General features: G+C 61.1%; 10 protein-coding genes and 1 tRNA gene. 7 read left to right on the top strand and 4 right to left on the bottom strand.

Annotation, left to right across the window (positions count from 1 at the left end; all coding sequences use genetic code 11):
* The first annotated feature begins 60 nt into the window (after window positions 1-60).
* From ACWFSR_RS08690 to ACWFSR_RS08675, 4 genes are all read left to right on the top strand, one after another.
* Entirely contained in the window at window positions 61-888 is an 828-nt protein-coding gene (locus tag ACWFSR_RS08690; protein ID WP_197105870.1) for a MetQ/NlpA family ABC transporter substrate-binding protein, read from the top strand.
* A 199-nt stretch (window positions 889-1087) separates the two neighbouring features.
* Window positions 1088-1164: transfer RNA gene (locus tag ACWFSR_RS08685), tRNA-Ala, on the top strand.
* Between the two features lie 172 nt (window positions 1165-1336).
* Entirely contained in the window at window positions 1337-2761 is a 1425-nt protein-coding gene (locus ACWFSR_RS08680; RefSeq protein WP_447522182.1) for a DUF2130 domain-containing protein, read from the top strand.
* 45 nt (window positions 2762-2806) lie between these two features.
* Complete coding sequence (locus ACWFSR_RS08675) at window positions 2807-3871, top strand: hypothetical protein (RefSeq protein ID WP_447522181.1); 1065 nt, start codon at window positions 2807-2809, stop codon at window positions 3869-3871.
* A 40-nt stretch (window positions 3872-3911) separates the two neighbouring features.
* Here ACWFSR_RS08675 and ACWFSR_RS08670 read toward each other — a convergent pair whose 3' ends face one another.
* The 4 genes from ACWFSR_RS08670 to ACWFSR_RS08655 all read right to left on the bottom strand — a co-directional run bounded on the left by ACWFSR_RS08670 (window position 3912) and on the right by ACWFSR_RS08655 (window position 7400).
* A complete protein-coding gene (locus ACWFSR_RS08670; protein ID WP_197105868.1) occupies window positions 3912-5111 on the bottom strand; it encodes a cation:proton antiporter in 1200 nt (399 codons plus the stop codon).
* 9 nt (window positions 5112-5120) lie between these two features.
* The gene (locus tag ACWFSR_RS08665; RefSeq protein ID WP_197105867.1) at window positions 5121-5615 is read right to left on the bottom strand and encodes a cation:proton antiporter regulatory subunit; all 495 of its coding nucleotides are present in this window, start codon (window positions 5613-5615) and stop codon (window positions 5121-5123) included.
* Between the two features lie 73 nt (window positions 5616-5688).
* Complete coding sequence (locus ACWFSR_RS08660) at window positions 5689-5928, bottom strand: hypothetical protein (RefSeq protein ID WP_447522180.1); 240 nt, start codon at window positions 5926-5928, stop codon at window positions 5689-5691.
* Window positions 5922-7400, bottom strand: a complete 1479-nt coding sequence (locus tag ACWFSR_RS08655) for an SDR family NAD(P)-dependent oxidoreductase (protein WP_447522179.1) — start codon at window positions 7398-7400, stop codon at window positions 5922-5924. The genes ACWFSR_RS08660 and ACWFSR_RS08655 overlap by 7 nt, the downstream gene beginning before the upstream one ends.
* 69 nt (window positions 7401-7469) lie before the next feature.
* Here ACWFSR_RS08655 and ACWFSR_RS08650 point away from each other — a divergent pair, with 69 nt between their 5' ends.
* From ACWFSR_RS08650 to ACWFSR_RS08640, 3 genes are read left to right on the top strand one after another with little or no spacing between them, the layout of a single operon-like run.
* Window positions 7470-8363, top strand: a complete 894-nt coding sequence (locus ACWFSR_RS08650) for an EamA family transporter (RefSeq protein ID WP_447522178.1) — start codon at window positions 7470-7472, stop codon at window positions 8361-8363.
* A 38-nt stretch (window positions 8364-8401) separates the two neighbouring features.
* The gene (locus ACWFSR_RS08645; RefSeq protein ID WP_197105863.1) at window positions 8402-10951 is read left to right on the top strand and encodes a DEAD/DEAH box helicase; all 2550 of its coding nucleotides are present in this window, start codon (window positions 8402-8404) and stop codon (window positions 10949-10951) included.
* 45 nt (window positions 10952-10996) lie between these two features.
* Complete coding sequence (locus ACWFSR_RS08640; protein WP_197109817.1) at window positions 10997-12382, top strand: DHA2 family efflux MFS transporter permease subunit; 1386 nt, start codon at window positions 10997-10999, stop codon at window positions 12380-12382.
* Window positions 12383-12433 lie beyond the last annotated feature (51 nt).

Below are 12433 nucleotides of genomic sequence, written 5' to 3'. Positions count from 1 at the left end.
CTTACCCCCACGTAGTTCTCTTTCATCCCATCTGTTTGACCCTTCACCAAAGGATTAGTAATGTCACGCTCCAAATTCTTCTCACTCTCGACCGTTGCCGCCGCTGGCGTGCTCGCTCTCACTCTGGCCGGATGCTCGGCTCCCGCCGAAGAGGCCGCTCCGACTGATGGCACTCTCGGTTCATTGACCGTCGGCGCCACGGCGACACCGGCTGGCGAGATCGTTCAGTTCGTTATCGACAGCGGACAGGCTGAGGCTGCTGGCCTTGAACTCGACATCGTTGAGTTCACCGACTACACCACGCCCAACCCTGCGCTGAGCGAGGGCAGCCTCGACGTCAACCTGTTCCAGCACGCACCGTTCCTCGACCTGTACAACGAGAACACGGGTGACACCCTCGCCGTTGTTGGCCAGGTGTACCTCCCGCCGCTGGCGCTGTACTCGAAGACCGTTGACGAGCTCGCTGATCTGCCGGATGGCGCCAAGATCGCCCTGCCGAACGATGCCAGCAACGAGGGCCGTGCGCTTCTGTTGCTTGCGGAAGCCGGACTCATTGAGACCACGGATGCCCCGTCGACCGTGTCGGACATCACCGCGAACCCCAACGACTACAACTTCATCGAGATTGACGCAGCAAGCCTGCCGTCGGCTCTCGATGACCAGGACGCGGCGATCGTGAACTTCAACTACGCCGGCGCTGCTGGCCTCTCAGGTGACCTGCAGCTGGTCACCGAGGGCACCTCGAGCGTGTACTACAACGTGCTCGCCACCCGCGATGAGCTCACGAGCGACCCTCGCGTCACCACGCTCTACGAGCTGCTGACCTCGGACGAAACGAAGGCCTACATCAACGACTTCTACAACGGACTCGTTATTCCTGTTTCCTAGCCAGAAACCAAATGCGCCTAGCGTAAGCGGCACTTCATGGTGAGAAGGGCGGCCAGCATCCATCGGGATGCTGGCCGCCCTCCACTCTTTCCCCACAATTTTCAGAGACAATTGGCTGGGAATCGCTCAGATGGTTCTGGATGCGCCAAGCGTGTAGTAATCTTGACAAGTTGCGTTTTCGAAACAAAACAAAACAGATGGGTCCATGGCGCAGCCCGGTAGCGCACCTGCATGGCATGCAGGGGGTCAGGGGTTCGAATCCCCTTGGATCCACCATCTAGCCCCGCAATCGTAAAGATTGCGGGGCTTTTTTGTTCCCGCCCGGCGCTTGATGCAGTGCGGCAACTCCCACGGCATCCGCGCAGCCGCTAGCCTGAGCGAGAACGATCTGGAGAGCGTCGCGCGAAGTAACCGCAGCCGGCGTGCATCCATTTGAACGTTGAGACGAATGGATTACGCGCCGATGCACGAAGTTACCTGCCCTCACTGTGGCAAAGCGTTCACGATAGATGAGGCAGGCTATGCCGACATCGTGAAGCAGATTCGCGACCGCGAGTTCGAGAGTGAACTGCACGAGCGACTGGAATCGGCCGAGGCAACGAAGAAGGCCGAGATTGAGCTAGCCGAGGCGAAGGTCGCGCGCGAGTTGCAGGCGGAGGCATCGAAGAAGGATGCTGCCATTCAGGAGCTGAAGGCACAGCTCGATGCGGGCGCTGTTGCCCAGAAGCTCGCGGTGTCTGAAGCATTGAGTGCTGTGCAGACCGAGCGCGATTCTCTCGCGAATGAGCTTGAGAAGACTCAGCGAGAGCGCCAGGCTGCGACCGATCTCGCCGAGGCCAAGCGGGTCAATGAGCTGCAGAAGGCGACAGCCGAGAAGGAAGCCGAAATTCAGTTGCTGAAGTCGAAGCTTCAGGCAGCGGGCTCGGAGCAGCAACTGGCGCTTTCTGCCGCGGTAAGCGCCGTGGAGAAGGAGCGCGACGGGCTCAAGGGCACCCTCGAGCGGGTGGAGCTGGAGAAGAAGCTCGCCGAGACGTCGATGAAAGACAAGTACGAGACGCAGATCAAGGATCGCGACGATGCGATTGAGCGACTGCGCGATATGAAGGCGCGCCTCTCGACCAAGATGATCGGTGAGACGCTCGAGATCCACTGTGAGACCACGTTCAACCAGATTCGCGCCACAGCCTTCCCGCGCGCGTACTTCGAGAAAGACAATGACGCTCGCAGTGGCAGCAAAGGCGACTACATCTTCAAAGAGGCGGATGAGTCGGGCACCGAGATCGTCTCGATCATGTTCGAGATGAAGAACGAAGCCGACACGACCGCGACCAAGAAACGCAACGAAGACTTCTTGAAAGAACTCGACAAGGATCGCAACGAAAAGGGCTGTGAGTACGCGGTGCTGGTCTCGTTGCTTGAGCCCGAGAGTGAGCTCTACAACTCGGGCATCGTGGATGTTTCGCACCGCTACCCGAAGATGTACGTCGTTCGCCCTCAGTTCTTCATCCCGATCATCACGGTGCTGCGCAACGCGGCGCTCAACTCGCTCACCTACAAGAACGAACTTGCGTTGGTGAAAGCGCAGAGCATCGACGTGACGAACTTCGAGGAAGAGTTGGACTCCTTCAAGTCAGGCTTCGCGCGCAACTTTGATCTGGCATCCCGCAAGTTCCAGACCGCAATCGATGAGATCGACAAGTCGATTGATCACTTGCAGAAGACCAAGGATGCTCTGCTCGGTACCAACCGCAACCTGCGGCTTGCCAACGACAAGGCTCAAGACGTAACTATCAAGAAGCTGACCAAGGGCAACCCGACAATGGCCGAGAAGTTCTCCGACTTGGAAGGCCAAGCCGCTCCGAGTGCGGAGTAATCCCTTCAGCGCGATTAGTTGAGTCTCGACCGCTACTCTTATGGCATGGGGCAGACGATCGACTACATCGCGTTGACAGAGCGGATCGATCGAGCAGACCTCAAGAGATCCACCGCTGAGGCGCCGGAATCTCATAAATTCGATCGCGGCGCCTGGGGTGTGGTTGCGGCCCTCGTCGGCGTTCTGGTAGTGCTTCTGTCGGCATTTTTCGTAGGGATGGCCGTCCTGTTCGTAGCGGGCGAATCGCAATGGGAAACTCTGAGCTGGCGGCCATTCGTAGTTTTAGGACCGATCATCGCGCTCTTAGCCTTTGGGTACGTGCGCGCACTAATGGCGTTTCGCAACGTCCTGATCGAAGGGTTAACTGACGCGAAGCGGTACCGCCTGCGCCGGTTTGCATCGGCGAACGGGCTTATCTTCGATGTCGCTGGCAGCGATCCACTCCGTCCTGGGCTGCGATTCGGCGGAGGTATTTCGGTAACGCTGAGGGAGTATTTGCGCCCCAGCCAGGGAGAGTCGTTCGAATACGGCAACATGACCCGGCTCGACGCGCAAAGCTCTCATAAAAGCAGCAGCAGTGGCGGTGGTTACCTGGCCATCAAGCTCGAGACTTCACTGCCTCACATAGTGCTTGACGCCCGTCGGAACAACTCCCTCATCATGTTTAGCGCGCTTCGCCCTCTAGCCAAAGATCAAATTTTGAGTCTCGAGGGTGACTTCGATAAGTACTTCACGCTATATTGTCCAGTCGGATACGAGCGAGACGCCCTCTATATTTTCACGCCGGACCTGATGGCGCTTCTCATCGACCAGTCCGCAAGTTTCGATGTCGAGATTGTCGACAACTGGCTGTTCGTCTACCCTTCCGAAGAATTCGATTTGAGGAAGCCGGAACTGCATCGACAGCTCTTAGCGATCGTCGATGTGGTTGCCGCGAAGGCCATCAGTCAGACGAAGCGCTACCGGGATCCACGCCAGGAGTCGTTGCGCCCGCGCAGCGTTGCGTCAGGTGGTCGTCGCCTCATTGGAAGCGTTTCTATTCCGGGAGTGATCGTGATGGTCGGGTTAATCATCTATCCGTTTCTGATTATTGTCGTGACAGAATTCTGATTCTCATAGCTACGAACTAAAGCGAGCCGGTAAATGGGAATTAGGCGGTCGCTACCGGCGTCGTGGGCGCCGAAGCGGCTGGCTTGCGCACGCGGGCCTTGAACCACGCGGTGTCGGGAATGCGAGCGAGCAGGGGCCCGGCGATGATTGTCATGAGCACGTAGGCGGTGGCGAGAGGGGCGAGCATCGGTTCGATGCCGGCACCGACCGCGAGCCCCGCGATCACGATGGAGAACTCTCCACGCGGCGTGAGGGCCAATCCGGTGCGCCAGCGACCGGGCGCCGCAATTCCGGCGCGCTTCGCGGCCCGGTAGCCCGAGAACGCTTTTGTGCCGATGGTGAGCACGGCGAGGGCGAACGCGGGAAGCAGCACCGGGATGATGTCTGCTGGTGATGTGGAGATCCCAAAGAACACGAAGAAGACGGCGGCAAACAGGTCGCGCAGGGGAGTGATGAGCTGGGCAGACTGGTGCGCGACAGGTCCGGAGATGGCGATGCCCACGAGGAATGCACCAACCGCCGCTGAAACGTTCACTCCTTCGGCGAGGCCGGCGACGAGCATCGTGAGCCCGACAACGCCGAGCAGGAGTGCTTCCGCATTCTTGTCGGGGAGCAGCCGCGACAGGAAGCGTCCGTGGCGCAGCGCTACGTAGAGGATGGTGACGACAACAGCAACAGCGATCGCCACCGTGATGGCACCCTGCATGAGACCAGCGCCGATGACAAGAGCCGAAAGCACCGGCAGGTAGAAGGCCATGGCGAGGTCTTCCATCACCAGGATCGACAGAATTACCGGCGTCTCGCGGTTACCGAGACGCCCAAGATCGCGTACGACTTTGGCGATAACTCCGGATGATGACACCCAGGTCACTCCGGCGAGAGCAACAACGGCGGCCGGTTCCCAGCCCAACAGAATCGCAAACAGGGCACCGGGAATAGCGTTGAAGACGCCATCCAGAATTCCCGAAAGCCGCGAGGTCTTGAGGTTCGACATGAGTTCTTCGGCTGAGTATTCAAGGCCGAGCATGGCGAGCAGCAGAATCACGCCAATTTGTGATCCGACTTCGAAGAATTCTTCGCTGGCTTGCAACGGAAGGAGACCACCCTCACCGACGGCGAGACCGGCGAGAAGGTAAAGAGGGATCGCCGAAAACCCAAAGCGTGCGGCAACTCTGCCGAGCACACTGAGCACGAGCAGGAGAGCGCCAACCTCGATGAGTAGCTGCGTCGTCTCATGCATACGCAGCTCTTAGCTGGGGCCGTTATTGATGAGCTTGCCGAGGGCGTCGAGACCCTTGCGAGTACCGACAGCAACGATGACGTCACCAGACTCGAACACGACCTCGGGGCCGGGCGACGCGACAACATCGCTGCCACGCACGATGGCAACGATGGAGGCACTCGTGAGGGTGCGGGCTTTCATGGCGCCCATGGGGTGGCCGACGAAGCCGGAGCCATTGGGCAGCGAGATCTCTTCGGTGAAGAGCCCCTCGGCCTTCTCGCCGAGCGCAGACAGGCGGCTGAGCGTGAGCGACGACCCGAGAACTTCGGCGATGGCGGATGCTTCATCATCGCTCAACGAGATTGACGCCGCGTTCGAGTCAGGGTCATCCGCGTTGAAGAAAGCGAGATCGCGTTCTCCTGATCGCAGCGAAACCACGCTGACGCGGCATCCTGACGTGGTGATGACGTCATTACGCACGCCAAAACCGGGAAGGTCAATTCGTTCGATTCTTACGCCCACGGTTCCAACTTACCAATTCACTAGTGGCCAATAGTCCAGCGAGAATCCTACGCCTCATTACGCTGATCCCCTACTATTCGGGAGACCCTGTCCGGGGGCGGGGTGCCGGGGGTGGCGGGATCTCTTTGGCGGCGATTACTTTCGCCAATTCAATCGTCTCGAGACCGCGATTGGTCGCAACCACGCAGTGGGTGTCGTCGGCGAGATGAAAGTAGCCGAGGGAGTCAGTGGCGCGGCCATCCTCAATCAGATGACGCACGACAACCCGCGTACCGCTCGCGGTCGCCTTCAGAAACTCGGCAGGGGTCACCATGAGCTCTTGTCGTAGTCCTTCAAGAAGATGCCAAAGAGATCTTCGCCGTCTTCGCCGCGCACGATCGGGTCATAGACCCGGGCCGCACCGTCGACGAGGTCGAGCGGCGCATGAAAGCCCTCTTCTGCCAACCGCACCTTGGTCGGGTGGGGGCGCTCATCCGTAATCCAACCGGTGTCGACGCTCGTCATCAGAATGCCGTCGCTCTCAAACATTTCGCGCGAGCTTGTGCGGGTGAGCATGTTCACGGCTGCCTTCGCCATGTTGGTGTGCGGATGCCCTGGCCCCTTGTAACCGCGACCGAACACGCCTTCCATCGCCGACACATTCACAATGTATTTGCGTCGAGCAGTGGAGGCTGCCATCGAGGGACGCAGCATTGAGATCAGCACGAACGGCGCTGTGGTGTTCGCGAGCTGCACTTCGAGCATCTCGAGCGGGTCAACCTGGTCGACATGCTGGGTCCACGAGTTGATCGAGTCGAGGTCGGGAACGAGCCCGCCAGCATCAATCGCCGTGCCCGCAGCGAGGCGCTCAAGCGAACTCGAGCCAGCGGTCATCGCTTGCTCGGTAAGTTCTTCCGCCCGCGTCGCTGCTGCAGCCAAAATCGGGTGAGCCGACACGGACTGCGCGAGCGCCTGCGGATGCGGGTCGTTCGTGTGACCAAAGGTCGTGAGCTCGGGCAACGGGCCATCGGGCAGCGGTGCCAGTTCGCCGTCGACGAGCGGCTGGTAGGCACCGGGGGAGCGGCGCACCGTCTGAGTCGCATTGTTGATGAGAATGTCGAGCGGGCCCTGGGCCGCAACCGACTCGGTGAGCCCGATCACTTGAGCGGGATCGCGGAGGTCGATTCCGACAACACGGAGCCGGTGCAGCCAGTCTGCTGAATCGGGCAAGCTCGAAAAACGACGAACGGCATCCCGCGGAAAGCGGGTCGTGATCGTCGTGTGCGCGCCATCCCGCAGCAAACGCAACGCGATGTACATGCCGATCTTGGCGCGGCCACCCGTGAGCAGGGCACGCTTGCCCGTGAGATCGGTGCGGGCGTCACGCTTGGCGTGGTTAAACGCTGCACAGCTCGGGCAGAGCTGGTGGTAAAACGAGTCAACGGTCGTATACGGCTGCTTGCAGATGTAGCAGGGGCGCGCCTTGATCAGCTCGCCCGCCGTCGGCGCTTCAGTATTCGTTGAAATCGGGATGCCGCGAGTCTCGTCATCGATGCGGTCGGCAGCGCCCGTGGCTGTTGCCGCAATCACCTCGCGGTCGGCATCGGCGATCGCGGCGCGCTTCTCAAGACGACGCTCCTTCTTGACGGCCTTGAACATGGCGGCGGTAGCGCGGCGCACCGTCACGAAGTCGGGGTGCTCCTCGTCCATGCCGGCCATCTGGCTGAGCACCTTGAGCGTGGTTTCAAGCTCACCCGGATCCACAACGGCGGGGTCATGTTCGGGGAGATCGCTGGAATTAAGCACACCCAATTCTACCCGCGCCGGCAGCCACGTTTGGCTCGTACGGGAGCGTACGAGCCGTATGCTGGCGGAATGATCCTCAGCGTCGTGCTCGCCCTCGCCGGCTCCGTGTTTTACGGTGTCTCAGACTTCTTCGGAGGCTTGAGCACTCGACGCTTGCGGGTGGTGCCCGCAACCACGATCATCCACGTCTTCGCCACCGTCTCTCTCCTGATTGCGATGCTCTTCGTTCCCGTGAGCTTCGAACCGGGTGCCCTGCTCTGGGGCGGAGTCTCCGGCGTGGCCGCCATCGTGGGGTTGCTCACCTTCTACGCTGCCCTCGCGGATGGCCCGATGAGCTTGGTCGCGCCATTGATCGCGGTTGTAGGTGCGGTGGTGCCGGTCGCGTTTGCGGTTATTGCGGGCGAACAACTCCCGGCGCAAGCGTGGATCGCCATAGTGCTCGCGCTCGTCAGTGCTCTGTTGGTGTCGGTCACTCGCTCAGATTCTGCTGCGCGGGTTCGCCCCCGCACCGTCGTGGTCAGCATTGTGTCCGGGGTCAGTCTCGGTGGTGCCCTCATCGCTCTTGACCATGCGCCAGAATCCGCGGGACTCGCCACCGTGGTCGTCGAGATTCTGGTGGGACTCGCCGTGATGCTCCTGCTGCTTGCCTTCACCCGGGTGAGTGCTCCGCTGCGCGGCTTCTTCGCCCAGTTCGATCACCAGCCCGAGGGCGGGCCCGTCGTGAGTGTGAGCCGGGCGCGCATTCTTGCCGCCGCCGGTGGTGTGCTCGTTGGGGCATCCAATGCGTTCATTCTTTTTGCGCTTCAGGCGGGAAGCTTGGCGGTTGTTTCAGTGCTCGTGAGCCTGTATCCGCTCGCCACGATTGTGCTCGCACGCTTCACGCTGCACGAGAAGGTCAGCCGTATTCAGCTTCTCGGAATGCTGCTCGCCCTCGTCGCTTCGGTGATGCTCGCGCTCAGCTAGCGTGCTCAGAGGGTTGCTGACCCGGCTACGGTGGAACAATGGCCTCACTTCTGGATGCGCTTCCGACGCCCTTTGACGCAGACGCAACCTATGACGCTTTCGTCGGGTGGGCATCCGATCGCGGGTTGACTCTCTATCCCGCGCAAGATGAAGCCGTCATCGAACTCGTCTCGGGCGCGAACGTGATCCTCTCAACCCCCACGGGCACGGGCAAGTCTCTCGTCGCTATTGCCGCGCACGCCATCGCGCTGGCCCAGGGCCAACGCACGTTTTACACGGCCCCGATCAAGGCGCTGGTGAGTGAGAAGTTCTTCGCGCTCGTCGAGGTCTTCGGTGCCGAAAACGTCGGCATGGTCACCGGCGATTCATCCGTCAACGCGGATGCGCCCATCATCTGTTGCACGGCAGAGATCCTCGCCAACCTTGCGCTGCGTGAAGGCGCGGATGCCCGGGTCGACCAGGTAGTGATGGATGAGTTCCATTTCTATGCCGACCCCGATCGCGGCTGGGCGTGGCAGGTGCCGCTGCTGATCTTGCCGAAGGTGCAGTTCGTGTTGATGTCGGCCACGCTCGGCGACATGCAGCCGTTGGCGGATGACCTCAGCCGCCGCACGGGCCGCGAGACGAGCCTCATCACGGGTGTGGAACGCCCCGTTCCTCTGCACTACTCGTGGGCGCTCACCCCGATTCACGAGACGGTCGAAGATCTTCTCTCGACGGGCCAAGCCCCGATCTACATTGTTCATTTCTCGCAGGCCGCTGCGTTGGAGCGTGCCCAAGCGATGACGAGCCTCAAGGTCGTGACGCGCGAGCAACGCGACGAGATCGCTGATGCCATTGGTGACTTCCGCTTCACGACGGTGTTCGGTAAGACGCTGTCACGCCTCATCCGCTCGGGCATCGGTGTGCACCACGCGGGCATGCTGCCCAAATACCGTCGCCTCGTCGAACAACTGGCTCAGCGCGGACTGCTGCGCGTCATTTGCGGAACCGACACTCTGGGTGTCGGCATCAACGTGCCCATCCGCACTGTTCTGCTCACCCAGCTCACGAAGTACGACGGAACTCGGATGCGCCAGCTCACCGCGCGCGAATTCCACCAGATCGCGGGCCGAGCGGGCCGTGCCGGCTTCGACACCGCCGGAACAGTGGTCGCTCAAGCGCCCGAACACGAATCTGACAACGCCAAGATGGTGGCCAAAGCGGGGGACGACCCCAAGAAGCTGCGCAAGCTCGTGCGTAAGAAGGCTCCCGACGGGTTCGTGACCTGGAGCGAAGCGAGCTTCAACCGCATGATCGCGGCCGAGCCAGAGCAGCTCACGAGTAACATGCGCATGAATCACGCCATGATCCTTAACGTGATCGCCCGCGGGGGAGATGTGTTCTCGAACGTGCGCACTCTCGTGGAAGACAACCACGAACCCCGCACCAAGCAACGTGAACTGGCGAAGCAGGCGCTGGCGATCTACCGCACCCTGCGCACCGCCGAGATTGTCGAAGAACACCGCGTCTCCGACACCATGATCGTGGATGGCGAAGAAGTCGAGAGCTTCGACGAACGTATTGAGATTCGACTGACCGTCGACCTGCAGGCGAACTTCGCTCTCAACCAACCCCTCTCGCCGTTTGCCGTGGCATCCTTCGACCTGCTCGACAAGGAATCACCCACGTATGCGCTGGACATGATTTCGGTACTCGAAGCAACGCTCGATAACCCGCGACCGATTCTGTCGCAGCAGCAGTTCATGGCCCGGGGTGAAGCCGTCGCGGCGATGAAGGCCGAAGGCATCGAGTATGACCAGCGCATGGAACTGCTCGAAGAAGTCACCTGGCCCAAGCCGCTCGAAGAGTTGCTCACGGCGGCGTTCGACATGTACAGCGCGAGCCAGCCCTGGATCGGCGACTTCGAACTCAGTCCCAAGACTGTCGTGCGCGACCTCTACGAACGAGCCATGACCTTCGCCGACTTTGTTGGCTTCTACGGTCTTGCGCGCAGCGAAGGTCTGGTGCTGCGCTACCTGTCCGATGCCTACCGAGCAACACGTCAAACGATTCCGGATGACGCCAAAACCGACGAACTTCTCGACCTCATCGAGTGGCTCGGCGAACTGGTGCGCCAGGTCGACTCGAGCCTCATCGACGAGTGGGAAGCCATGACAGCGGGGGTCGACTCCGCCACCAGCGGCGAGCCCGTGCTGCCGCCGACCCCGGCATCCGTTGTCACGAATGGTCGGGCCTTCCGGGTGCTCGTGCGCAACGAAATGTTCCGCCGTGTGCAGCTGGCGGCCCGCGACGATGCGGTCGCTCTTGGCGAGCTGGATGCCGCAGCCGGCTTCGATGAGGAGGCCTGGGGTCAGGCACTCGACCGCTACTTCGACGAGCACGACACCCTCTCGGTGGCGGGCGACGCGCGCGGCCCCGCCATGATCGCCATCACCGAGGAGCCGGGCCAGTGGCACGTGCGTCAGATCATTGAAGACCCCGCGGGCAACCACGACTGGGCGATTACGGCGACGGTTGACCTCGCCGAATCTGCCGTTGAGGGTATTGCTGTGGTTCGCGTGACGGGATTCACTCGCCTTGATTAGCCGCGGCTCGGCATATTCGCGCCCAGATCGGTGTTGAATTCTTCTATGCTCCGCAATCAGCGTTTCGTTCTCGTTGTCGCGATTCTCGCGTCCTTTGTAGCGTTTCTCGACGGCTCTGTCATTAACGTTGCCCTTCCGGCGATCAGTGCTGAGTTGGGCGGTGGGCTGAGCACGCAGCAGTGGGTTGTCGATGCGTATCTCATTACGCTCGGTTCGCTCATTCTGTTGGCGGGGTCACTCTCCGACGTTTTCGGCCGCATCGTGATTGTGCGCGTCGGGCTTATCGGATTTGGGGTGGCGTCGCTGTTGATCGCGGTCGCGCCGACGGCAGAATTTCTGATTGCGTTCCGTGGACTGCAAGGGGTGGCTGGAGCCTTGTTAGTTCCGAGTTCGCTGGCGCTCATCATGTCGTCGTTCCGGGGTGCTGCTCAGGCGCACGCGATTGGCCAATGGACCGCGTGGACGAGCGCCGCCTTTCTCGTCGGGCCCGTTCTCGGTGGACTCTTCGTCGACCTTCTGAGCTGGCGCCTTGTCTTCGCGATCAATGTAATCCCGATTGCCGTCACCCTCTGGATGATCGTGTTGCTCGGTCACAAAGACGAACGTAAGGCCAATACCCGCATCGATTACCTGGGTGCAGTGTTGGGAATCGTCGGTCTCGGCGGCCCCGTCTTCGCGCTCATCGAGCAAGGGAACTACGGCTGGGGGAGCCCCGTCGTGTTCGTACCTCTCGTGGTCGGCATCCTGAGCCTTGTCGCTTTCGTGTTCTGGCAGAGCAGGGCGCCGCAGCCCATGTTGCCTCTCGAGCTGTTCCGCCACCGCAATTTCAGTATGGGCAATATCGCCACGATGTTCATTTACGGTGGGCTGGCGCTCGGCGGTTTCATCGTCGTCATCTACCTGCAAGAAGTGGCGGGCTACTCGGCCACTTTTGCGGCGCTGGCCTTCTTGCCATCGTCGATCGGCATCATCCTGCTTTCTTCCTACTTTGGGCGGCTCAGCGGCCGGTATGGGCCTCGCTGGTTCATGACGCTCGGGCCGCTCTTGGGTGCCAGCGGCTACATCACGTTCTTGGGGATGGGAGAGACGGTGAACTACTTCACCGAGGTCTTGCCGGGCGTGCTTCTCTTCGCCGTGGGCATGTCGATGACCGTTGCTCCACTCACGTCAGCGATCTTGGGGGCGATCTCCGCGGAACAGGCCGGCATCGGTTCTGCCGTCAACAATGCCGTGTCCCGCATCGCTGGGCTCATCACCGTCGCCCTCATCGGTGTGATCGTCGTGGGGCCGCTTGCTCCCGAAAACTTTCACCGGGTTGTCATCGTGATGGCATCGCTGCTGTTCGCCGGGGCGCTGGTGTCGTTCCTAGGCATCCGCAATGCCTCTTCGGCAGATCCTGCGATTCCGGATGCCGCTCCGCCGCTGTCCTGAGGCCGCTCTGCGGTTCGGTTGCTCTGCTGTTCGGCGGCTCAGCCGAGCGCG

The sequence above is a fragment of the Salinibacterium sp. NYA9b genome, assembly GCF_976973725.1.
Note: the sequence above shows the minus strand (reverse complement) of the source record. Positions and strands in the feature narration are given on the sequence as shown.

Excerpts from the sequence above, each read along its gene's own strand:
- ACWFSR_RS08680 (WP_447522182.1), top strand. The coding sequence starts at position 1,337 with ATGGATTACGCGCCGATGCACGAAGTTACCTGCCCTCACTGTGGCAAA.
- ACWFSR_RS08670 (WP_197105868.1), bottom strand. The coding sequence starts at position 5,111 with ATGCATGAGACGACGCAGCTACTCATCGAGGTTGGCGCTCTCCTGCTC.
- ACWFSR_RS08640 (WP_197109817.1), top strand. The coding sequence starts at position 10,997 with ATGCTCCGCAATCAGCGTTTCGTTCTCGTTGTCGCGATTCTCGCGTCC.
- ACWFSR_RS08675 (WP_447522181.1), top strand. The coding sequence starts at position 2,807 with ATGGGGCAGACGATCGACTACATCGCGTTGACAGAGCGGATCGATCGA.
- ACWFSR_RS08660 (WP_447522180.1), bottom strand. The coding sequence starts at position 5,928 with ATGGTGACCCCTGCCGAGTTTCTGAAGGCGACCGCGAGCGGTACGCGG.
- ACWFSR_RS08645 (WP_197105863.1), top strand. The coding sequence starts at position 8,402 with ATGGCCTCACTTCTGGATGCGCTTCCGACGCCCTTTGACGCAGACGCA.
- ACWFSR_RS08650 (WP_447522178.1), top strand. The coding sequence starts at position 7,470 with ATGATCCTCAGCGTCGTGCTCGCCCTCGCCGGCTCCGTGTTTTACGGT.
- ACWFSR_RS08690 (WP_197105870.1), top strand. The coding sequence starts at position 61 with ATGTCACGCTCCAAATTCTTCTCACTCTCGACCGTTGCCGCCGCTGGC.